This window comes from Xanthomonas sp. GW, assembly GCF_014236815.1.
GTDB lineage: Bacteria > Pseudomonadota > Gammaproteobacteria > Xanthomonadales > Xanthomonadaceae > Xanthomonas_A.
The window spans coordinates 4,685,821-4,709,033 of record NZ_CP051189.1; the positions used below are offsets into that span (position 1 = coordinate 4,685,821).

Genomic DNA, 23,213 nt, shown 5'->3' on the forward strand with positions numbered 1-23,213 from the left:
ATCACCGAGAGTTGGCGCTGGCGTCAAATGGCCGGGATTCGAGATTGGGGATTGGGGATTCGCAAGTGCCCCCTCGGCCTGCGGCGGGTCATGCCGCCCGGCCACGCGCGTGCCTGGGCCGGCGTGGACGCTCAGGCCCCGGAGTCCGCACTGCCGGCGGCCGCTCCCGGCAGCGCCGCATCGCGCCCGTCCGGCAGCCCCACCGAGGTGCGCACCTCGAACAATTCCGGGAAGAAGGTCAGCGCCAGCGCCTGCTGCAGGAAGCCCACGCCGCTGGAGCCGCCGGTGCCGCGCTTGAAGCCGATCACCCGCATCACCGTGCGCATGTGGCGGAAGCGCCACAGCTGGAACTGGGTCTCCAGGTCCACCAGGTCCTCGCACAGCGCATATTCGCGCCAGTAGCGGTCGGTGTTCTCGTAGATGCGCTCGAACACCGGCCGCAGCAGCGGATCGCTGACATGCGGCTGGCGCCAGTCGCGCGCCCGGTACTGCTCGGGAATCGCATGCCCGAAGCGGGTCAAATAGCGCAGGAATTCCTCGTACAGGCTGGGCGCTTCCAGCACCGCCTGCAATGCCGCCTGGCCGTGCGGGTCGTGGCCGAACACGCGCAGCATCTGTTCGTTCTTGTTGCCGAGCAGGAATTCGATGGTGCGGTACTGCAGCGACTGGAAGCCCGACGCCGGGCCGAGCACGTCGCGGAAACCCATGTATTCGGACGGGGTCAGCGTCTCCAGCACCGACCACTGCTCGGTCAGCTGGCGCAGCACCTGCTTGCTGCGCGCCAGCACCTTGCGGCATTGCCAGACCTCGTCGCGCTGCAGGTGCATGATCGCCGCGCGCAACTCGTGCGCCAGCAGCTTCAGCCACAGCTCGGAGGTCTGGTGCTGGATGATGAACAGCATCTCGTCGTGGTGCGGCGGGTCCGACAGCGGCTGCTGCGCGGACAGCAACTGGTCCAGCCGCAGGTAGCCGCCGTAGGTGACGCGGCCTTCCAGGTCGGTGTGGATGCCGGCTTCGAGCGGGCGCTGGTTCTGTTCGACGGGCATGGGCGGGGGACGGCGATCCGGGGCCGGCAAGGGTACCGCAGCGACGCTTGTCACATCCCGGTCAGCGGCGCGCGGCAAACTCGGGCAGAATCGAGTCGGCGCTTTGGGGAGCGCCGTCCGTCATCGCTGTCACTTGCGTCTTCAAGGATTGGGGAGAGTCTTCGTCATGCGAACCATGCTGCTTCGTGCTGCAGTGTTGTCGTGCGCGCTTGCCTGTGCCGGCACCGGCCAGGCCCAGGTCGTCATCAGCCAGGTCTATGGCGGTGGCGGCAACAGCGGCGCCACCTACAAGAGCGATTTCGTCGAACTGCACAACAACGGCAACCAGGCGGTGAGCCTGGCCGGCTGGTCGGTGCAGTACGCCTCGGCCGCCGGCAGCAGCTGGCAGGTCACCACGCTGGCCGGCAGCATCCCCGCCGGCGGCTACTACCTGGTCAAGCAGGCCGACGGCAGCGGCGGCAGCACCGCGCTGCCGACCCCGGACGCCACCGGCACCACCGCGATGAGCGGCACCGCCGGCAAGATCGCGCTGAGCAACACGGCGACCGCGCTGAGCGGCGCCTGCCCCGCCGGCAACGTCGATTTCGTCGGCTACGGCAGCAGCGCCAGCTGCGCCGAAGGCAGCGCGCCGACCACCGCGCCGAGCAACACCCTGGCGGTGCTGCGCGGCAACGGCGGCTGCAGCGACAGCGACAACAACAACGCCGACTTCGCCACCGGCGCGCCGACCCCGCGCAATACGGCCGCGGCCGCCAACCTGTGCGGCGGCGGCAACCAGCCGGTGGCCAGCGTGGCCAACGTCAGCCGCGGCGAAGGCGACAGCGGCAGCACCGCGTTCGTGTTCACCATCGCCCTGAGCCAACCGGCCGGCAGCGGCGGGGTGAGCTTCCGCGTCGCCACCCGCGACGGCAGCGCCAGCGCCGGCAGCGACTACCAGGCCGTGGCCGCGACCGACGTGACCATTGCCGCCGGCGAGAGCAGCGCGCAGATCAGCGTGCTGGTCAACGGCGACACCGCCAACGAACCCGACGAGACCTTCTACCTCGACATCACCGGCATCAGCGGCGCCCTGCCGGCCACGCTGACCGCCAGCGGGGTGATCCTCAACGACGACTTCAACCTGGTGCCGATCCACAGCATCCAGGGCAGCGGCGCGCGTTCGCCGCTGGTCGGACAGATCGTCGCCACCAGCGGCATCGTCACCGCGCGGCGCAGCGCCGGCTTCTTCCTGCAGGCGCCCGACGCCCAGGCCGACGCCGATCCGCAGACCTCCGAAGGCATCTACGTCTACACCGGCAGCGTGCCGCCGGCCGAGGCCGCGGTGGGCAATGCGGTGCGGGTGCAGGCCACCGTGCTCGAATACGTGCCGACCGCCGACCCGACCCAGCCGCCGCTGACCGAGTTGGGCACCCCGACCGTGCTGCTGCAGTCCACCGGCAATCCGCTGCCGGCCGCGGTGACGCTGACCACCAGCTTTCCCGACCCGAACGGCGCCTACGACCAACTCGAACGTCTGGAAGGCATGCGCGTGACCGTGCCCAGCCTGACCGTCAACGCGCCCACCGGCGGCAGCGTCAACGAGACCAACGCCAGCGCCAGCAGCAACGGCGTGTTCCATGCCGTGGTCACCGGCCTGCCGCGCGCCTGGCGCACCGCCGGCGTGCAGCAGCCCGACCCGCTGCCGGCCGGTTCCCCGGCCGACGTGCCGCGCTGGAACACCAACCCGCAGGTGATCGCGGTGGGCAGCGCCGGCCTCGGCGGCGAGCGCATCGACGTGGCCGGCGGCTGCGTGGTGCTCGGCGTCAGCGGCCCGCTGGACTACAGCTTCCGCCGCTACACGATCTATCCGGAAACCGCGCCCACTGTGCAATGCAACGGCGCCGACCAGCCCAAGCCGGCTCCGGCCCCGCAGGCCGACGACGTCAACGTCGCCACCTACAACATGGAGCGCTTCTTCGACGACCAGAACGACCCGGCGATCGGCGAACCGGTGCTGACCGCGGCCGCCTACCAGGCGCGGCTCAACAAGGCCTCGCTGGCGATCCGCAACTACCTCAACACGCCCGACATCCTGGGCACGGTCGAAGTGGAAAACCTGAGCGTGCTGCAGACCCTGGCCGCGCGCATCAACAGCGATGCGGTGGCCGCCGGTCAGCCCGATCCGCAGTACGTGGCGTACCTGCAGGAAGGCAACGACGTCGGCGGCATCGACGTCGGTTTCCTGGTCAAGACCGCGGCCGTCGGCGCCGGCATCGCCCGCGTGGAAGTGCTCTCGGTCAGCCAGGAAGGCAAGGCCACCACCTGGACCGAGCCGGCCGGCGGCAGCAGCCTGCTCAACGACCGCCCGCCGCTGCTGCTGAAGGCGATCGTGCATTTCGCCGACGGCCGCACGCTGCCGCTGACCGTGGTCGAGGTGCACCAGCGTTCGCTCAACGGCGCCGAGACCGACGACGCCAGCGGCCTGCGCATCCGCGCCAAGCGCCAGGCACAGGCGGTGTTCCTGGCCAACCTGCTGCAGGCGCGGCAAGTGGCCGATCCCGGCGAGCAGTTGCTGGTGATGGGCGACTTCAACGCCTTCGAGTTCAACGACGGCTACGTCGATGCGATGGGCACGGTGACCGGGCTGCCGTCGGCCGACGCGCAGACCGTGGTCGACGGCGACGGCGCCGACCTGGTCACGCCGGACCTGTACAACCTGACCCTGCTGTCCACGCCGGACCAGAGCTATTCGTACGCCTACGACGGCAACGTGCAGTCGCTGGACCACATCCTGGCCAACCGCGCGCTGATGAACTCGGCGCAGGTCGCCACGCTGAGCGAAGGCCATGCGCGGCTCAACGCCGACTTCCCGGCCACCGCGCGCAACGACGCCAACTCGCCGGCGCGGCTGTCCGACCACGATCCGGCGGTGGTGTTGCTCAAGCTCAAGCCGCTGCAGCGCGCCGACCTGAGCGTGACCGCGAACGCGGCCAATGCCGCGGTCTACGCCGGTGACACCATCCGCTACAGCGTCGAGGTCGGCAACGCCGGCCCGGATGCGGCGCGCTTCGCCGCGGTCGCCTTCGCCCTGGATGCAGCGGTGACGCCGACCGTGACCGCCGCCCCCGGCTGGGACTGCGCCGCCCCGGACGTGGCCGCGCAGACCGTGGTGACCTGCACCACGACGCAACTCGTCGCCGGTGCCGCACCGCGCTTCGAGATCGCGGTGCCGGCCACGGCCGACCTGGTCGGGCGTACGCTGACCCTGGCCGCCTCGGTCGCCTCGCAGACCGAGGACCCGAACGGCGGCAACAACGGCGCCAGCGCCGCGGTGGCGGTGCAGGCCGCGCCCGCCGGCAACCTGGCGCTGCGCATCGAAGGCCCGGCGACGCTGCCGCTGATCGCGTTCAGCGCCAACTACCGCATCGCCCTGGTCAACCACGGCAATGCGCCGGTCAAGCACGCCAGCCTGAGCGTCAGCGGCAACACCCTGTCGGTGCTGTCGCTGCTGGTGCCGCCGCGCGGCTGGCAGTGCGTACGCCAGGCCCACGGCCTGCGCAGCGCGCAATACCAGTGCAGCACCCGCGCCGACCTGGCGCCGGGCGCGAGCACCGCGTTCACCCTGACCACCGCGACCCGCCCGCTGCCGGCCGACCGCAGCATCGTGATCGAAGCCAGCGCCAGCTCGGCCTCGCCCGATGCCGATCCGTCCGACAACACCGCACGCTTCAGCACCCGCATCGGCCGCTAAGCGCAACCGCCTTCGGGCAGAACAAGGGCGCGGCCACAAAGCCGCGCCCTTTTTCTTTTGCCAGCGCTCCTGCGTCCGCCATCTCCTGAGACTGCGTTAGCCCTCGAAGTCTGCGCTGTCGAAGCCCCTCTCCCCCCGGGAGAGGGGTTGGGGTGAGGGTACGGCGCGAAGCGTCTCGCAGAGTTCGGTACACGAGGCTTCGCCCGTACCCTCATCCGCCCCTACGGGGCACCTTCTCCCGACGGGAGAAGGGAACAGTCGACAGGCCGCTCTTGAGCCTTTGCTGTTGCTGTTGCTGTTGCCGTTAGCTGTCGCTCCTAAAAAACTTCCCGCCTTAAAGCGAGCCGAGCACCGCAGTGGCGAGCGGCCGAAGAGGCGCCCTTGTTTGAGCGAAGCGAGTTTGGGCGCCGTGCCGCTCGCCGCGAGGAGCGCGGGGCACCGGTGCGGCTGTATCGCACCGGCTCGTGTCGGGCGGGAGCGGTTTTGGTTACTTTTGCCAAGACAAAAGTGACTCGCGCCGACCGGCGCGAAAGCTCTTGATCTTGCTCTCGCCGTCGCCATTGCTTTTGCGCAATCGCTCCAACGCCACGGCAGCCGACATCACGCCCAACCCCAAACGTCCACCGATGGACATCCGCAACCACCGCGCAGCCAACCACCGCAACGCAACAATCGCCCAAGTGAACGCCAGCAATGCGCAAAGCCCTCAAAGCGCAAGTTTTTGCTGCAATCCAGCAAGATACCGTGCTGCGGTGCAGGACGGCTTTTGTGCACACCGTCCTTAACATGCCGAGTCATATCATTTGAAACTTGTTGTCGAGAGTGCCGCTGTCATGACCATCGCCGCCCAGTTCGAAATCGAATACCTGCAGTACCTCGACGCGGACGGCCAACCGGCCCGCGACGCCCTCCCGGCCGACTCGGCCAACCCGCAGACCCTGCTGGCGCTGTTCAAGCAGATGCTCTACGTGCGCACCTTCGACAGCAAGGCCGTGGCCCTGCAACGCACCGGCAAGCTCGGCACCTACGCCTCCTGCCTGGGCCACGAAGCCACCCACATCGGCATCGGCGCCTCGATGCGCAGCGGCGACGTGCTGGCGCCCAGCTACCGCGAATACGGCGCCATGTTCATGCGCGGCGTGCGCCCGCGCGAAGTACTGCTGTACTGGGGCGGCGACGAACGCGGCAGCGATTTCCTGCGCGAGTCCGACGCCGCCAAGGACTTCCCGATCTGCGTGCCGATCTCCACCCAGTGCCTGCATGCCGCCGGCTCGGCGCTGGCGTTCAAGCTGCGCGGCGAAGGCCACGTGGCGGTCGCCACCTGCGGCGACGGCGGCTCCTCGAAGACCGATTTCTATGCCGCACTCAATTCCGCCGGCGCCTACCAGCTGCCGCTGATCCTGTGCGTGATCAACAACGGCTGGGCGATCTCGGTGCCGCGCGCGGCGCAGACCGGCGCGCAGACCCTGGCGCAGAAGGGCCTGGCCGGCGGCCTGCACTGCCTGCAGGTGGACGGCAACGACCTGATCGCGGTGCTGGAAGCGATGCGCCAGGCGCGCGAGCGCGCGCTGAGCGGCCAGGGCGGCAGCGTCATCGAATTCATGACCTACCGCCTGTCCGACCACACCACCGCCGACGACGCGCGCCGCTACCGCGACGAGACCGAGGTCAAGCAGGCCTGGGAGCGCGAGCCGCTGACCCGGCTGCGCACCTGGCTGACCGCGCAGGGCCTGTGGAACGAGGCCGAGGAGGCGGCGTGGAAGCAGGAATGCGCGCGCCTGGTCGACATCGAGGTCAATGCCTACCTGGCCACCCCGGTGCAGCCGGTGGAGGCGATGTTCGACTACCTGTATGCCGATCCGCCGCCGGACCTGCTCGCGCAGCGTGCCGACGCCATCGCCCTGGAGCAGCGCCATGGATGAGCTCAGCCCTCGCCTTGCCGATACGGCCGCCACGCATGCGGCCGGCACCGCCCACAGCGCGGCTACAGCGCGCGGAGACCAGTCCATGACCAGCACCCCCATCACCCTGATCGAAGCCGTCACCCAGGCCCTGGCCTGGGAACTGCAGCACGACCCGTCGGTGTTGGTGCTGGGCGAGGACGTTGGCGTCAACGGTGGCGTGTTCCGCGCCACCGCCGGCCTGCAGCAGCGCTTCGGCGCGCAGCGCGTGCTGGACACCCCGCTCGACGAAACCACCATTGCCGGCCTCACCGTCGGCCTGGCCGCGCAGGGCATGAAGCCGGTGGCCGAAGCGCAGTTCGACGGCTTCGTCTACCCGATGGTCGATCACCTGATCTGCCACGCCGCGCGCCTGCGCAACCGCACCCGCGGCCGCCTGCACTGCCCGATGGTGCTGCGCGTGCCGTGGGGCGGCGGGATCCGCGCGCCGGAGCACCACAGCGAGGCCAACGAGGCCATCTTCACCAACGTGCCGGGCTTGCGCGTGGTGCTGCCGTCCTCGCCGCAGCGCGCCTACGGCCTGCTGCTAGCGGCGATCCGCGAGCCGGATCCGGTGATCTACATGGAGCCCAAGCGCCTGTACCGCCAGTACAAGGAAGTGGTCGCCGACGACGGCGAGGCGCTGCCGCTGGACGTGTGCTTCGTGCTGCGCGAGGGCAGCGACGTGACCCTGGTGGCCTGGGGCGCACAGGTCAAGGAAGCGCTGGAAGCGGCCGACAAGCTGGCCGCCGACGGCATCAGCGCCGAGGTCATCGACGTGGCCACGCTGCGCCCGCTGGACTTCGACACCATCGCCGAATCGGTGGCGCGCACCGGCCGCTGCGTGATCGTGCAGGAGGCCCCGCGCAGCGCCGGCTTCGGCGCCGAGATCGCCGCGCGGCTGGCCGAGCAGTCGATGTACGACCTGGTCGCGCCGGTGCAGCGGGTGACCGGCTACGACACCCACATTCCCCTGTTCCGGCTGGAGATGAAATACCTGCCAAGCGTGGACAAGATCGTCGCGGCGGCCAAGCGTGCCGTGGCCGCAGGCTGACATGCAGGCGCGCCTGCTCAGCGACTACCGCGCCGCCTACCCGCACCCGATCCGCTTCGCCGCCGGCGAGCGGGTGGTGCTGGGCGTGCGCGACGAGGAATGGCCCGCGTTCGTGTGGACCACGACCGCGGCCGGCAACGCCGGCTGGGCGCCGCTGGCCTGGCTGCGCGCCACCGGCGACGGCCACGCCGAAGCGCTGCGCGACTACGACGCGCGCGAACTGGATGCCGTGCAGGGCGACACCGTGACCCTGCATTACGAATACGGCGACTGGTGGTGGGCCGAGCGCGCCGATGGCGTGCAGGGCTGGCTGCCGGCGCGCGACCTGGAACTGCTGGAAGAGACCACATGAGCCAAACCAAGAACTTCAATCTGCCCGACCTGGGCGAAGGCCTGCCCGACGCCACCATCGTCGAATGGTTCGTCAAGGAAGGCGACACCATCCAGCTCGACGAGCCGCTGGTGTCGATGGAAACCGCCAAGGCGGTGGTCGAAGTGCCCTCGCCGGTGTCCGGCAAGGTGCTGAAGCTGGCCGGCGCGCCGGGCGACATCGTCGTCACCGGCAGCATGCTGGCGCAGTTCGCGCCCGACGCCAACATGCCGCAGCGCGCCGAAGGCCAGGACACCGGCCATCACCACGGTGGCGCCGCGCCGACCAGTCCCGGCAAGGGCGCCGGCGCCGATGCGCCCGGCGACAACGACCGCGTCATCGCCTCCGACGACGGCGGCGAACTGCGCGATGCCGACGCGGCGCCAGGCGATGGCGCACGCGACGACGCCGGTACCGTGGTCGGCGCAATGCAGAGCTCCAACGCCGTGCACAGCGAGCGCAGCGTCTCGGTCGGCGGCGTGCGCGCGATGCCGGCGGTGCGCGCGCTGGCGAAGAAACTCGGCGTGGACCTGGCGCGGGTGCGCGCCAGCGGCGGCGACGGCGCAGTGACCCTGGCCGACGTAAAGCAGGCCGCCGCCGACGGTACAGCCGTTGTAGGAGCGGCTTCAGCCGCGACCACACGCCAATCGCAAGCCGCGGCTGAAGCCTCTCCTGCACCGGCACCAACACCAGCAGCACCCTCGCGCACGCCACTGTCCACCACCGGCAAGCCCATGCGTACCCAGCCGCCCGGCACCACCGCGCACGGCCAGCCCGAGCCGCTCAAGGGCGTGCGCCGCAACATGGCGCGGGTGATGGCGCAGGCGCATCGCGAAGTGGTGCTGACCACGCTCAACGACGACGCCGACGTCCACGCCTGGGCGCCCGGCAACGACATGACCGTGCGCCTGGTGCGCGCGATCGTCGCCGCCTGCCAGGCGGTGCCCGCGCTCAATGCCTGGTTCGACGGCGACGCGCTGACCCGCACCTTGCACGCGCAGGTCGACATCGGCATCGCCGTGGACACCGACGACGGCCTGTTCGTGCCGGCGCTGCGCAACGCCGACATGCTCGATGCGCGCGGCATCCGCGAAGGCGTCAACCGCCTGCGCCAGCAGGTGGAGACGCGCAGCATCGCCGCCTCCGAACTGAGCGGCTACACCATCTCGCTGTCCAACTTCGGCATGTTCGCCGGCCGCTACGCCACCCCGATCGTGGTGCCGCCGTGCGTGGCGATCGTCGCCGCCGGCCGCGCCCGCCACCAACTGGTGCCGGTGATGGGCGGCGTGGAAACGCACAAGCTGCTGCCGCTGTCGCTGAGCTTCGACCATCGCGCCTGCACCGGCGGCGAAGCGGCACGCTTCCTGCGCGCGATGATCGACGACCTGGCCCTGCCGGGCTGAGCGAACTGCGCCGCCGCCTCGCAACGAGGCGGCGGCAGCCGTGATGCCGAATCAGTTGCGCTCGTCGAAGGCCTGGATCACCTGCAGCGCCACCTCGGCCACGCCGCGGGCCTGCTGCAACTGCACCAACGCCGCATGCGCGGCCTCGACCGAGCCGTAGCCGATCACCGCACTGCCGTCGATAGCCGAGGCGTAGACCAGGGTGCCGCCGGTCCGGTGCGCCAGCGCTTCGACCACCGCCGGCGTGGTGCCGAACAGCTTCAGCTTGGGCGCGACCAGCACGGTCTGCTCGGTCAGCTCGTTGATCGCCGCGACCAGCCGTTCGTCCTGCGTGGAAGGATCGCGCGACGCCGGCGCCGCGTTGTGCGCATCGCGCCCGAGCAGGATCGCGTACGGACCGATCTGCGCCACCACCCCGTCGGCGACAGGCGCCGTGCGCCGATCGCGCAGGCCATCTTCGGCGCGCAGCCGCACCACCGCGCCAGGGATCAGCCGATAGGTGGAATGGCCGAAGCTGAAACGCGCGCCGGTGGCGGCCTGCCGCAGCGCGCGGATATCCGGCGCCTGCGCCGACAGCGGTGGCGCAGCCAGCACGACAACGGCACACGCTATACCCAGCACGCTGCGCGCGAGGCATCCGCGCAGACGACGGCGCGCCGCGGCGATGGGCCAACGCCGCTGCCGGTACGCGCGCACCGCCGCGGCGAATGCAGCCGAGCTCGGTCGCAGGGGCGAAGAGGTCATAGCGTTGCGATCCCGGGGGAGGAAAGACACGCGTCGGCACCCAACACCGTGCCGACTAAACGCGGCCGATATATAGCAATCCGCACTCCGCGATGGCAATCGCCAATACTCCCAAAGGTGACTCGCCACGCATTTTGGATCGCCCATGTCTACCGATTAACTGCATTCCCACCGCGAAGGCCGTACGCCAACCTTTTTACAGTACGCGAAAGTACGTAAATCAAGCTTCCGCACTGTGCGCAATTCGCCGGGAAACAGCTGATTTTCTGCATTTTTTGCGACCTCCCAAAAGCTCACCTCGATCACACTGCAGCGCCGCTTGTGTATCTACCGAATGAAGGTAGCCGGATTATCTTTTTCAGCGCTTTTGCGCACTAACCTTGGGTTTGTTTGGCACAGATGCAGCCACACCGTTGACGCCGCACGCTCGGCACGCGTGCCGCCTTGGCGCGCGTGAGAGCCGCACACCAGGCTCGCCATCCCAGATCGAAAGCCTGAACAAACGCTGTCTACCACGGCCCGTAACCACGTCGTTATGGTCGTTGCCAGGGGGACGGCACCGCGCCATTGGCCGCAACGCCGACGCACTTCCGCACACAACCGCAACCACCCGTGGCCGCCATGCGCAGCCGCGCCGGCTCGACATTCCCTATCACTTGCGAGGAACACGAAGATGCCCCAGTCCATCCGCCACCGCCCGCTCGCGCTGCTGTCGCCGTTGCTGCTCGCCCTCGCCGCCACCTCCGCCACGGCGGCCGAGCGCGTGGACCTGCACGGCAAGGATCTCGGCACGCTCAACGTGCAGCACAAGGCCGCCACCACCAGCCTTGGCGGCGTTCCCGCCGCGGCCGCAGTGCGCCACGCCGAACTGATCGGCCTGGATGCCGAGTCCGCGCTGACCCTGCTGAGCAGCAGCACCGACGACGACGGTACCGTGCACAGCCGCTACCAACAGACCTTCCGCGGCGTGCCGGTCTGGGGCGAGCATGTCGTCGTCAGCGAGCGCGGCGACGGCAGCGTGCGCAGCCTGTTCGGACGCTCGGTGGCGGGCCTGGCCAGCGAGCTGCCGGCCACGACCACGGCCGCCGCCAACGCATTGTTGCCGGCCAGCCGCGCGCTGGACGTAGCCAAGCGCGCCGCACTCGGCGATGCGCTGGCCGCGCGCCGCATCGAGCGCGCGCAGGCGCCGCAGATGGTCTACCTGGACGATGACGACCGCGCGCACATGGCCTACGTGGTGTCGTTCTTCGCCGACGCGCCGCAGGGCGGCGAGCCGACCCGGCCGTTCGTGATCGTCGATGCGCGCAGCGGCGCGATCCTGCGGCAATGGGACGGCCTGACCACCCGCGATGCCACCGGCCCTGGCGGCAACGCCAAGACCGGGCAGTACGAATACGGCACCAGCGGCAGTATCCACGGCTTCCTCGAGGTGGACAACAACTGCCGCATGCAGAACAGCACGGTCAAGTCGGTGAACCTAAACGGCGGCACCTCCGGCAGCACCGCCTACCAGTTCGCCTGCCCGCGCAACACCTACAAGGCCATCAACGGCGCCTACTCGCCGATCAACGACGCGCACTACTTCGGCGGCATCATCGAGAAGATGTACCGCGCCTATGCCGGGGTGGCGCCGCTGAGCTTCCAGCTGGTGATGCGGGTGCACTACAGCACGCGCTACGAGAACGCGTTCTGGAACGGGTCGACGATGACCTTCGGCGACGGCAACACCCGTTTCTATCCGCTGGTCAGCATCGACGTCGCCGGGCATGAGGTCTCGCATGGCTTCACCGAGCAGAATTCCGGCCTCACCTACTCCGGCCAGTCCGGCGGCATCAACGAGGCGTATTCGGACATCGCCGGCGAGGCCACCGAGTACTACCTCAAGGGCAGCAACGATTTCCTGGTCGGCCCGGAGATCTTCAAGTCCAACGGCGCGCTGCGCTACATGGCCAATCCGCCGCAGGACGGATCCTCGATCGACAACGCCGCCAACTACCGCAGCGGGCTGGACGTGCACTACTCCTCCGGTGTCTACAACAAGGCGTTCTACAAACTGGCCACCACCTCCGGCTGGAACACGCGCACCGCCTTCGAGGTCTTCGCCCGCGCCAACCGCCTGTATTGGACCCCGAGCACCAGCTTCAACAGCGGCGCCTGCGGCGTGCGCACCGCGGCCAGCGACCTGGGCCGTCCGGTGGCGGCGGTGACGGCCGCGTTCAGTGCGGTCGGCGTGACCTGCCAGTAAGCGCGGCGCCGGTACTGCCTGCCGCACGGCCACCCCAGGTGGGTGACCGTGCGGCGGCATGGCAACGCGGCGTTGCAGGCGAGCCCGCGCACTGCGTGATCGCCGATGCGCATGGCGAGGTGCATGCGCGCCTCGCTTCCACGCACGACCGGTTCGGCAATGATCGAGGGCACGACGCCAGGTTTTCCGCGCGTCGCCTTGCCCGCGAGCAGCGGTTGGCGCGGCCGTTTCCCGCACGACGCCAGGGCATGCCGCAGCTGCCCGCTACCCCGGACTGACCATCTCTCGAATAGCGGCCATCGGACACCCGCAGGCGCGTGCGCCTCGCATAGGCGTGCGGCTGCGGGTAGGCTGCGCGGCTACGTCCGCCGCGGAGCATCGCGGCGACATCGGTTTCGCCGCCCACCTTCCGGACCTCGCTGCATGCCATTCACCACGCTGGGCCTCGCCCCCGAGCTGCTGCCCGCGTTTTCCCGCGCGCTCGACGCCGCCGGCTATACCGCGCCCACCGCGATCCAGGCGCAGGCGATCGCGCCGATCCTGCGCGGCGACGACCTACTGGCCTGCGCCGCGACCGGTTCGGGCAAGACCGCGGCCTTCGCGCTACCGCTGCTGCAGCGCGCGGCGCTGGCGCCGGCCAGCCGCCGCGTGCGCGGCCTGGTGCTGGTACCGACCCGCGAGCTGGCCGCGCAGGTCGGCGACACCTTGCAGGCGCTGGGCCGCTACCTGCCGCGGCGGGTCAAGGTGTCCACAGTCGCCGGCGGCGCCTCGATCAATCCGCAGATGCTGAAGCTGCGCGGCGGTGCCGACATCGTCGTGGCCACCCCGGGCCGACTGCTCGACCTGGTCGCGCACAACGCCGTGGATCTGGGCGCGGTGGGCACCCTGGTGCTGGACGAAGCCGACCGCCTGCTGGCGCTGGGCTTCGAAGCGGAACTGGGCCGTATCCTGGCGCTGTTGCCGCGGCGTCGGCAGACCCTGCTGTTCTCGGCCACCTTCCCGGCCGAGGTGGAAGTGCTTGCGCAACGCCTGATGCGCGGACCGCGACGCATCGGCGAGGACGCGGCCGCCGCGGCCCCGGCGACGATCCGCCAGCGTGCGATCGAAGTGGACAGCGGGCAGCGCACTGCGCTGCTGCGGCACCTGCTGCACAGCGAGGCCTGGCCGCAGGCGCTGGTGTTCGTGGCCAGCCAGCGCGGCGCCGACAATCTGGCCGAGAAGCTGGGCAAGGCCGGCGTGCTGGCGCAGCCGTTCCATGGCGAACTGAGCCAGGGCCGCCGCAACCAGGCGCTGGCCGGCTTCCGGAGCGGCCAGGTGCAGGTCCTGGTGGCCACCGACGTGGCCGCGCGCGGCCTGGACATCGCGCAGCTGCCGGTGGTGGTCAACTACGACCTGCCGCGCGCCACCGCCGACTACACCCACCGCATCGGCCGCACCGGGCGCGCCGGTGCCGACGGCCTGGCGGTGAGCTTCGTCGATGCGGCCAGCGAGGCGCACCTGCGCCTGATCGAAAAGCGCCAGCACCTGCGCGTGCCGCGCGAGCGCATCGCCGGTTTCGAACCGACGCACACGGCCGCGCCCGCCGCCGAGGCAGCGCCGCAGACCGGCGGCATCAAGGGCAAGCGCCCGAGCAAGAAAGACAAGCTGCGTGCGGCGACTGCGCAGGGCGGCGGTGGGCTGCCAGCGAAGGGGTGAGCGCGTTCGCGGCGCTGGTCGCGTTCGGTGGTCCGAGATGCGCGCTGTTTCGCACAGCGCTGGTCGCGAGCTGTTTAATGCATTGCGCGCGTCGATCCTGTCGGTCGCGGCTGAAGCCGCTCCTACAGTTCCTTCGGCCAGCTTCTGTAGGAGCGGCTTCAGCCGCGACAGCAACCGAACGCCCCCGTATCAATCACCGCGGCCGATGACCCGAAGGCCACCCGCATCCACTCCAAACAGGAGCGGCGCGACCCACGTTCAATCGTCGAACGGATCGGCCACCGCGGCATCGCCCTGCGGCCGCGGCGTGCGCTTGCCCGGCTTGCTGCGGATTTCCACATAGAACTGGGTGCCGCCCGTGGCGACCAGCGCGTCGATCGAACGCAGCAACTCGGCCGGCGGCACCACCGCGGCGCTGGCTTCCTCGGCGCCGAACAGCGTGTCGAAGTCCCAGTAGTCGGCGCCGGCCGGCAAGGCCTTGCGGCGTTCGCGGCGGATGTACTTGCGGATGTCGTGCTTGCTGGCGTCGAGCAGGCGGTCGGGGTGCTTGCCTTCGATGCGGAGCTGGTAGGTCTTCTTCACTGCGGGGAGGATCCTGAAAAGAGGGAACGCGGCGGCCGGCATGCGCGGCGCTGGCCGCGGGCGGCGGCGCGTGGGCAGGCCCTGCGGCCGGCCGCCTGCATGCGCGGCGGGCCGCCATGGTGCCAGAACCCGGCCCCGCGCTGCGGATTGGCCGATAATCGGTGCCCGGCGCATGCCGGCGCCGCCGCAGGAGCTGCCGATGACCGACCCTTCCGCCTTCGCGGGCTGCCGCGTCCTCGTCGCCGGCGCCAGCCGCGGCATCGGCCTGGCGATCGCCGACGCCTTCGCCCGCCACGGCGCCGCACTGGCGATCTGCGCGCGCAATCCCGCCGGCCTGACCGAGGCGGCCGAGCAGTTGCTCCGCCACGGCCATCCGGTGTCGCGGCTGACCTGCGACCTGGCCGATCCGGCGCAGATCCAGCGCTGGGTGGCACACGCGGCCGACACCCTGGGCGGCATCGACGTGGTGGTCAACAACGCCTCCGGTTACGGCCATGGCGACGACGACGCCAGCTGGCAGGCCGGGTTCGACATCGACCTGATGGCCGCGGTGCGCTGCAACCGCGCCGCGCTGCCGCTGCTGCGCGCCAGCAGCCGCGCCTGCATCCTCAACATCAGCTCGATCAACGCACTGCGGCCGACGCCGCGGGTGCCGGCGTACTCGGCGGCCAAGGCCGCGCTGAACTACTACACGACCACCCTGGCCGCCGAACTGGCGCGCGAACGGATCCGGGTCAATGCGATCGCGCCCGGCTCGATCGAATTCCCCGGCGGGCTGTGGGACCAGCGCCGCGCGCAACAGCCGGAGCTGTACCGGCGCATCCGCGCCGCCATTCCGTTCGGCGACTTCGGCGCGCTCGAGGACGTCAGCAACGCCGCACTGTTCCTGGCCTCGCCGCAGGCGCGCTGGATCACCGGGCAGGTGCTGGCGGTGGATGGCGGGCAGTCGCTGGGCGCCTGAACCACGCTGCGGCGTCGGCCGGGCAAGCGGCTCCGCGCTGCAACGCATCTCCAACAGCGGCACCGCTCGTGCGGCAGGAAGACATTGCCAGGCGGATGCGGCGGTGGGCCGACCCGGCAGGGATGACAGACGCCAGCAACCCGGCCCTGCAGCAGCCGTCGTGGAGGTACGCCACACAGCCCGCGCCATCGCGGCGGCTTCTGCGCCCATTCCGGACGCTGCGATGCAGCAAAACATGCCCCGCGCCGCCCCTCCCCGAAGCGGCAGCGGCGATAAGCGAAAGTCGCAGCGCACCCCACTCGAGCGCCAGGAACCCGCGCCACGCAAGGCACGACGGGGCAGAGGACCACGCACGGGATTTGGCGATCGCCGCCAATCCTGAACAAAGAAAAACAAGAAAGTTCTAATTCGAAAAATAACGAACATCAAACGAACGTGGCGACGCTATGCTCCGGTCACAGGGGTTGTATCCACGTTCATCCAGCCCAGCGCAGCGCGTCGCGATGGGCGACCGGGAGGCCATGTGTTCCATCCGTGCACCGACACCGTCATCCGTAAAGCTTCCCGCCTCCAACGGCATGCCCGCGGATCCTGTCGCCCTGCACACCTCAACCTCAGACCACGCACCGCCACGACCGCCGCCATCCAGGTGCCGTTCGCCGCCCTGTGCCGCGCGGCATCCGCCGCGCCGGCGTCCTCTCCATGACCGGCCGCGCGCACCCGCCGGCCCCGCACAAAGCGAGTCGCCCATGAACAAGAAGACCCCATGCCTCACCCTGGCGGCGCTGTCGGCAGCGCTGTGCTGCGCGCAGGCCGCGGCGCAGGATTTCGATCCGGCCAAGACCCTGACCGGGGATTGGGGCGGCGCGCGCACCCGGCTGGTCGACAGCGGCGTGGACCTGCGCCTGTCCTACACCGGCGAATTCGCGCACAACAACTCCGGCGGCAGCCGCGACGATACCTACGCCTATGCCGACCAGTTCTTCCTGGCCGGCACCTTCGACCTGGACAAGCTGTGGGCCTGGCGCGGCGCCACCTTCAAGGTCGAAGTGGCCAACCGCAACGGCGACTCGCTCAACGACACGGCCGGCTTTCCCAACCTGCTGGCGGTGCAGGAGATCCACGGCCGCGGCTCGGTGACGCGCCTGAGCCAGTTCTCGCTGACCCAGGACCTGTTCGACGACCGCCTCAGCATCAAGCTCGGCCGCCTCTACGCCAACGGCGATTTCTTCTCGTTCTCCTGCAAGTTCCAGAACCTGAGCTTCTGCGGCGGCCTGCCCGGCTACGTCAGCAACGGCTGGTACGTCGATCCGATCAGCCAGTACGGCGCGGTGGTCGCGTTCAAGCCCAACGACGCCTGGCGCTTCAAGCTCGGCGCCTACGACGTCAACCCGAACAACCTGGACCGCGACCAGGGCCTGAAACTGCGCACCGACGGCGACAGCAAGGGCACGCTGGTGGTGGCCGAGATCGAATACCTGCCCAGCTTCGGCGACGGCCTGCAGGGCCACTACCGCGTCGGCGGCTGGCGCAACAGCGCCGACTACCGCAACACCGTCACCGTCAGCGGCCTGCCGTCGGACATCAGCGCCAACGCCACCGCGACGATGGACAGCGAAAGTGGCTACTACGCCATGGCCGAGCAGGTGTTGTGGCGCGCGCCCGGCGGCGGCACGCTGCGCCTGTTCGGCAACTGGGTGCAGGCCGACAAGGACACCGACCGCATCGACCAGATGCTGCAGCTGGGCGCGTGGCTGGACGCGCCGTTCGCCTCGCGTCCTTACGACCGCATCGGCTTTGCCGCCGGCCGTACCCGCGTCAGCGAACGCCTCGGCGCTGCGCAGCGCCGCTACAACGCCGCGCTGCCGGCCGGCGCGGCGGCGGTGGGCGTGCAGGAATACGAATATCCGCTGGAACTGAACTACCAGTACGCCATCACCCCGGCGCTGTCGCTGATGCCGAACCTGCAGTACATCCGCAACGCCAACGGGATCAAGGACAACAATGGCGTGGTCGGCGGCCTGCGCGTCAGCATGAACTTCTGATCGCCGCGTGCCGCGCCGCGTCGATGACGACGTTGCGCGGCGCCATGACGGCGCGGCACGCGCGAGCGGGAGCCGTGGGAGCACGGCGACGCTACCTGCATGGAAGGCCGCCGCCGCATCGCACTTCGGTCAGTGCGATGCGGCGGCATCGCCTGCGGGTCGCGGCACAGCGCACGGCGACATGGCCTACCTCGATAGCGTTGACGGGCCGTAGCCCGCCTCGCAATCAGACCAGTCGTTCGGAACCGATCACCTGGCAGCCGACCTGCGGCCGCAACGCGCTGTCCACCAGCGCGGCGGCGATGCGCGCGGCGGGGTTGATCCGGTAGCGCCGCGGCAGCAGCGGCCCGAGCATCCCGAGCACGACGGCGGCGGCGCGCTCGGCCGCACGCGGCTGCGCGCGCTCGCCGCCGATCAGGCCCGGGCGTACCAACGTGAGCGAGGCGAAGCCCAGCGCCTGCAGGTCGCGCTCCAGTTCGCCCTTGACCCGGTTGTAGAACAGGCGCGAGCGCGGATCGGCGCCGAATGCCGAATTCAGCGCGAACGCGGTGGCGCCGTGCTGCCGCGCCAGCCGCGCGATGGCCAGCGGGTAGGCGTGATCGACGCGGCGAAACGCCTCGCGCGAGCCGGCCTGCTGCATGGTGGTGCCGAGCGCGCAGATCGCCGCGTCAACCTGCCACCACGGTGCTTGCACCGGCAAGCGCTCGAAATCGACCAACGGGTTGTCCAGCTTGGCGTGCACGACATCCAGCGCGCGCCGGGTCGGCGCGACCACCGCACTGCATTCCGGCGCGGCAAGCAACTGCGCCAGCACATGCGAGCCGACCAGGCCGGTGGCGCCGGCGAGCAGGATCTTCATCGAAAGCGCCCTTGCGCGATGGATGGATGAAACTACGCCGATCGCAGGCGCATGGGCAAGGTGCGGTCGGGGCGCGCGTGCGAGCGGTGCCCGGATCCACGAGACGCTTCGCGCCGTACCCTCACCCCAACCCCTCTCCCGACGGGAGAGGGGCTAGTCGGCTGTTCCTTCTCCCATCGGGAGAAGGTGCCCGAAGGGGCGGATGAGGGTACGGGCGTAGCCTCGCGTACCCACACTCCGCGAGACGCTTCGCGCCGTACCCTCACCCCAACCCCTCTCCCGGCGGGAGAGGGGCTAAGGCGGCTGTTCCTTCTCCCATCGGGAGAAGGTGCCCCGAAGGGGCGGATGAGGGTACGGGAGCAGCCTCGCACCCCGGCACAAAAGCAGCATGCCTACACAAGCAGCCACCAGCCCGCAGCGCCGTACATGGTCGCCGCGCCGCAGCTTGTACGCCACAATAGCCGCCCATCGCGCCGCCCCGGCGCCGCTGCAGCCAACCGAGGAGCCGTTCGATGTTCGTGGTGTGTGGAGAGGCCCTGTACGACATCTTCATCGACGGCTACGCCGGCACCTCGGTCGGCATGACCGCGCGCCAGGGCGGCTCGCCGTTCAACGTGGCGATCGGCCTGGCCCGGCTCGGCACGCCGTCGGCGCTGTTCACCGGCCTGTCCACCGACCCGCTCGGCCGCCAGCTGCGCAGCACCCTGGAACGCGAGGGCGTGGCGCTGCAGCACTGCATCGACAAGCGCGAGGCGACCACCCTGGTGATGGTCGCGCTGGACGCGCAGGGCGTGCCCAATTATTCGTTCTACGGCACCGGCTGCGCCGACCGCGCGCTGACCGCGGCCGACCTGCCGGCGCTCGATGCTACGGTCGGCGGCCTGCATTTCGGCTCCTACACCCTGGTCGCCGAGACCACAGCCAGCACCTTCCAGGCCCTGGCCGAGCGCGAACGCGCGCAGCGGCTGATCTCGCTGGATCCTAACGTGCGGCCGACGGTGGAGCCGGACATGGCGGTGTGGCGCGCGCGGCTGGCGCGCTGGATCGCGCTGGCGCACGTGGTCAAGGTCAGCCAGGAAGACATCGAGCTGCTGTATCCGCAGCAGGATCCGTTCGCGATCGCGCGCAGCTGGCTGCAGCAGGGTCCGTCGCTGGTGGTGATGACCCTGGGCGGCGATGGCGCAGTGGCCTGGCGCGGCGACGCCGAGGCGCGCGTGGCCGGGCGCGCGGTGCAGGTGGCCGATACCGTCGGCGCCGGCGACAGCTTCCAGGCCGCGCTGCTGCACCAGTTGCCCGACCTGGCCGCGCTCGCCGCGCTGGACCCGTCGGCGCCGGCGCTGCAGCGCTTGCTGGACTTCTGCGTGGCCGCGGCGGCGATCAACTGCACCCGCGCCGGCGCCAACCCGCCCAGCCTGGACGAGGTCCGCGCCGCGCTCTAGGGCGCGCCACCGAACCCCGCGCAGGGCCGCGTGGGATCTGCCGGGATGCCAGCCGGTGCTGCATGCGCAGCGCCCGATCGATGGTCAGGTCGGGCCGCGCGCCTGCTGCCGCCCTGAACAGGCGCGCCCCGCAGGGCCGCGCTTGTGCACCCGCGGCGCTACGTCATCGCCCGAGCGTAGACATTTCGCACATCCCGGTTCTCTCTTGCCTCGTGCACGCGCAGGAACGGCGCGATGGGAGATGCCTGCAGCGCTTGGCGTCTACGCGGCAAGAAAGCGAGCAAGTGGACATTCGTCCACGCCGGGACGATCGTAGGGCGCGCGCCGCCGGCTCAAGCGCACGCCGCCAGCGCCGATATCCTGTTCCTGAGTATCGCCATGGGCGCCGCGTTTGCGGCAGGGCGGTGCGTTCTCTTGGAGGAAGCGTCCGCATGCCGGATCAACGCGACGAGCCGCCGACGGGCGGGCTGCGCAAGCTGTTGTCGCCGCGCCGGCGCGAACCGGCGGCACCGGCCGCTTCCGCGGTGGCGCGGCATGGCGCGCATGGCGCGCATGGTGCTGCGCAGGCGGCGCCGGGCGAGCACGCCGATCCGGCCGCGGCCACCGCGGCGCTGATCCGCCTGTTCAACCACGCCCACCAGCCGCTGGAGCTGCTCGGCGCCTTCGCCGACGGCATGGCCGGCCTGCACGGCGAACTCGGCGACATGGGCCGGCGCCTACAATCGGCGGCCGCCAGCGGCGACTGGCCCAGCTACGGCCGCGCGCTGCGCCAGCTGATCGACAAGTACATCCGCACCATCGACGTCGGCGATCCGCTGGCCGGGCCCAGCGACACCGAACGCCTGCGCGACCTGCTGCGCCAGGCGATCGCCGGCGCGCTGGCCTCGCTGCTGCACAACCTGCCGGAACTGGCCAACGAATCGGAGGCCACCGGCGAGGCGCTGCGCCAATGGCGCCCGGGCCTGCCGCTGGAGCCGGTGGCGCAGCGCGTGCGCGAGCTGTGCCACCAGATCGCGCTGCGCGCCAGCGACAGCCAGGAGCAGCAGACGCTGCTGCTGGGCCTGTTCGACCTGCTGCTGGAAAACGTCGGCGAACTGCTCGACGACACCAGCTGGCTGCAGGGCCAGATCGCGGTGGTGCGCGACATGATCAGCGGCCCGCTGGACCGCTATTCGATCGAGGAAGCGCGCGGCAGCCTGCGCGAGGTGATCTACAAGCAGGGCCTGCTGAAGCAGGGTATCGCCGAATCCAAGGAGGCGATGAAGGACATGATGGTGTCCTTCGTCGAGAACCTGGACGGCATGGCGATCAGCACCAGCGAGTTCCACGACCGCATCGCCGACTACTCGCAGACCATCCGCGACGCGCGCAGCATCGGCGACCTCAACCGCCTGCTGCAGGAAGTGCTGCAGGACACCGGCCACGTGCAGCAGCAGGCGCTGCGCGCGCGCGACCACCTGATCGCCGCACGCCAGGAAGTGGACGCGGCCGAGCAACGCATCCTGCGCCTGGAACAGGAGCTGCAGGATGTCAGCGGACTGGTGCGGGTGGACCAGCTCACCGGCAGCCTCAACCGGCGCGGGCTGGACGAACTGTTCGCGCGCGAGCTGGTGCGCACCGAGCGCAGCGACCAGCCGCTGTGCGTGGCGATGCTGGACCTGGACGATTTCCGCAAGCTCAACGAGATCTACGGCCATCCCGGCGGCGACGCCGCGTTGCGCCACGTGGTCGAAGTGGCGCGCACCACCTTGCGCGGTAGCGACGCGATCGCGCGCTTCGGCGGCGAGGAATTCCTGCTGCTGATGCCCGACTGCACCATCTTCGAAGCGTCCGCGGCGGTGACACGGGTGCAGCGCGCGCTGGCCCAGCGCGCGGTGGTGCACGAGGACCAGCGCGTGTTCGTCAGCTTCAGCGCCGGCGTGGCAATGCGCCGCCCCGGCGAGACCCAGGACGTGCTGATCAAGCGCGCCGACCGCGCCCTGTACGAGGCCAAGAAGGCGGGCAAGAACCGGGTGGTTTCAGCGGATTAGTGCCGGCGCATGCGCCGGCACGGGATTGGGGATTGGGCATTGGGGATTCGCAAAAGCGAGTGAGCTGCTCTTTGCGAATCCCCAATCCCGAATCCCTAATCCCGGATTTTCTTAAACAGCAATACCGCCCCCAGCACCAACGCCCCGGCGACGATGCCGACCAGCGCATTGCCCAGGTTGAGCACCACGCTGCCCCAGGCGCCCTGCGGTGCGATGCCTTCGAGGGCGTGGTGCAGCGGGCCGATGCTGTGCACTAGGATGCCGCCGCCGACCAGGAACATCGCCGCGGTGCCGGCGATCGACAGCACCCGCATCAGCCACGGCGCCAGCCATAGGATGCCGCGGCCGATCGCCGCGGCGGCGGCGCCCTTGCGGGTCAGGTACAGGCCCAGGTCGTCGAGCTTGACGATGCCGGCGACCAGGCCGTACACGCCGACCGTCATCGCCAGCGCGATCGCCACCAGCACCATGACCTGCTGGGAGAACGGCACCCCGGCGACCACGCCCAGCGACAGCACGATGATCTCCGCGGACAGGATGAAATCGGTGCGGATCGCGCCCTTGACCTTGTCCTTCTCCAGCGCGACCACGTCCACCTTTTCGTCGGCCAGCGCCTGCAGCTGCTGCGCGTGGCGCTGCGCATCCTCGTCCTTGGAATGCAGGAAGCGGTGCGCCAGCTTCTCCACACCCTCGAAGCACAGGAACGCGCCGCCGATCATCATCAGCGGGGTGATCGCCCACGGCAGCCAGGCGCTGATCGCCAGCGCCGCCGGCACCAGGATCGCCTTGTTGAGCAGCGAGCCCTTGGCCACCGCCCACACCACCGGTAACTCGCGGTCGGCGTTGACCCCGGTGACCTGCTGCGCGTTCAGCGCCAGGTCGTCGCCGAGCACGCCGGCGGTCTTCTTCGCCGCCACCTTGGTCAGGATCGACACGTCGTCGAGCAGCGAGGCGATATCGTCGAGCAGGGTGAACAGGCTGGCGCCGGCCATGCGGGGATTCCATTCGGGGGTGAGTGGGGATTCTCGCCGATTCCGCGCGCCCGGTGCGTGATCGCCGCCGCCGGCCTC

Annotated in this window: 16 protein-coding genes; 11 read left to right on the top strand and 5 right to left on the bottom strand. The window is 70.1% G+C overall.

Features of this window, described 5'->3' with window-relative positions:
* Positions 1–131: 131 nt before the first annotated feature.
* Positions 132–1,046 (bottom strand): tryptophan 2,3-dioxygenase, encoded by a 915-nt coding sequence (locus HEP73_RS20275; protein ID WP_185821306.1) that lies wholly within the window; start codon positions 1,044–1,046, stop codon positions 132–134.
* A gap of 166 nt (positions 1,047–1,212) precedes the next feature.
* Between HEP73_RS20275 and HEP73_RS20280 the strand changes: the two genes are divergently transcribed.
* The 5 genes from HEP73_RS20280 to HEP73_RS20300 all read left to right on the top strand — a co-directional run bounded on the left by HEP73_RS20280 (position 1,213) and on the right by HEP73_RS20300 (position 9,543).
* Positions 1,213–4,776, top strand: a complete 3,564-nt coding sequence (locus HEP73_RS20280; protein WP_185821307.1) for a lamin tail domain-containing protein — start codon at positions 1,213–1,215, stop codon at positions 4,774–4,776.
* Between the two features lie 833 nt (positions 4,777–5,609).
* The gene (gene pdhA / locus HEP73_RS20285) at positions 5,610–6,698 is read left to right on the top strand and encodes a pyruvate dehydrogenase (acetyl-transferring) E1 component subunit alpha (RefSeq protein WP_185821308.1); all 1,089 of its coding nucleotides are present in this window, start codon (positions 5,610–5,612) and stop codon (positions 6,696–6,698) included.
* The gene (locus tag HEP73_RS20290; protein ID WP_185821309.1) at positions 6,691–7,770 is read left to right on the top strand and encodes an alpha-ketoacid dehydrogenase subunit beta; all 1,080 of its coding nucleotides are present in this window, start codon (positions 6,691–6,693) and stop codon (positions 7,768–7,770) included. Before pdhA ends, HEP73_RS20290 begins: the two co-directional genes overlap by 8 nt.
* 1 nt (position 7,771) lies before the next feature.
* Positions 7,772–8,122, top strand: coding sequence for an SH3 domain-containing protein (locus tag HEP73_RS20295; RefSeq protein WP_179569239.1), 351 nt, complete (start codon positions 7,772–7,774; stop codon positions 8,120–8,122).
* On the top strand, positions 8,119–9,543 hold the full coding sequence (locus HEP73_RS20300; RefSeq protein ID WP_185821310.1) for a dihydrolipoamide acetyltransferase family protein: 1,425 nt from the start codon (positions 8,119–8,121) through the stop codon (positions 9,541–9,543). The genes HEP73_RS20295 and HEP73_RS20300 overlap by 4 nt, the downstream gene beginning before the upstream one ends.
* Before the next feature lie 51 nt (positions 9,544–9,594).
* Here HEP73_RS20300 and HEP73_RS20305 read toward each other — a convergent pair whose 3' ends face one another.
* On the bottom strand, positions 9,595–10,137 hold the full coding sequence (locus tag HEP73_RS20305) for a hypothetical protein (RefSeq protein WP_255423577.1): 543 nt from the start codon (positions 10,135–10,137) through the stop codon (positions 9,595–9,597).
* An 823-nt stretch (positions 10,138–10,960) separates the two neighbouring features.
* Here HEP73_RS20305 and HEP73_RS20310 point away from each other — a divergent pair.
* Positions 10,961–12,532 (top strand): M4 family metallopeptidase, encoded by a 1,572-nt coding sequence (locus HEP73_RS20310; RefSeq protein WP_185821311.1) that lies wholly within the window; start codon positions 10,961–10,963, stop codon positions 12,530–12,532.
* A 423-nt stretch (positions 12,533–12,955) separates the two neighbouring features.
* Positions 12,956–14,227, top strand: coding sequence for a DEAD/DEAH box helicase (locus tag HEP73_RS20315; RefSeq protein ID WP_185821312.1), 1,272 nt, complete (start codon positions 12,956–12,958; stop codon positions 14,225–14,227).
* 258 nt (positions 14,228–14,485) lie between these two features.
* Here HEP73_RS20315 and HEP73_RS20320 read toward each other — a convergent pair whose 3' ends face one another.
* Positions 14,486–14,809, bottom strand: a complete 324-nt coding sequence (locus tag HEP73_RS20320; protein ID WP_185814283.1) for a DUF6172 family protein — start codon at positions 14,807–14,809, stop codon at positions 14,486–14,488.
* 199 nt (positions 14,810–15,008) lie between these two features.
* Between HEP73_RS20320 and HEP73_RS20325 the strand changes: the two genes are divergently transcribed.
* Together HEP73_RS20325 and HEP73_RS20330 are read left to right on the top strand one after the other, a co-directional pair.
* Positions 15,009–15,770, top strand: a complete 762-nt coding sequence (locus tag HEP73_RS20325) for an SDR family NAD(P)-dependent oxidoreductase (RefSeq protein ID WP_185821313.1) — start codon at positions 15,009–15,011, stop codon at positions 15,768–15,770.
* 749 nt (positions 15,771–16,519) lie between these two features.
* Positions 16,520–17,815 carry a carbohydrate porin gene (locus tag HEP73_RS20330; protein WP_185821314.1) on the top strand — a complete coding sequence of 432 codons (1,296 nt, stop codon included), beginning with the start codon at positions 16,520–16,522 and terminating at the stop codon, positions 17,813–17,815.
* 226 nt (positions 17,816–18,041) lie between these two features.
* Here the strand turns inward: HEP73_RS20330 and HEP73_RS20335 are convergent, their stop codons facing one another.
* The gene (locus tag HEP73_RS20335) at positions 18,042–18,674 is read right to left on the bottom strand and encodes a Rossmann-fold NAD(P)-binding domain-containing protein (protein WP_185821315.1); all 633 of its coding nucleotides are present in this window, start codon (positions 18,672–18,674) and stop codon (positions 18,042–18,044) included.
* A 512-nt stretch (positions 18,675–19,186) separates the two neighbouring features.
* On the opposite strand from HEP73_RS20335, the gene HEP73_RS20340 reads away from it, so the two are divergent.
* Both HEP73_RS20340 and HEP73_RS20345 read left to right on the top strand, forming a co-directional pair.
* Complete coding sequence (locus tag HEP73_RS20340; protein WP_185821316.1) at positions 19,187–20,113, top strand: carbohydrate kinase family protein; 927 nt, start codon at positions 19,187–19,189, stop codon at positions 20,111–20,113.
* A 431-nt stretch (positions 20,114–20,544) separates the two neighbouring features.
* A complete protein-coding gene (locus HEP73_RS20345; RefSeq protein ID WP_185821317.1) occupies positions 20,545–22,143 on the top strand; it encodes a GGDEF domain-containing protein in 1,599 nt (532 codons plus the stop codon).
* Between the two features lie 95 nt (positions 22,144–22,238).
* On the opposite strand, the gene HEP73_RS20350 is transcribed toward HEP73_RS20345, so the two are convergent.
* Complete coding sequence (locus tag HEP73_RS20350) at positions 22,239–23,135, bottom strand: DUF808 domain-containing protein (RefSeq protein WP_185814289.1); 897 nt, start codon at positions 23,133–23,135, stop codon at positions 22,239–22,241.
* Positions 23,136–23,213: the final 78 nt, after the last annotated feature.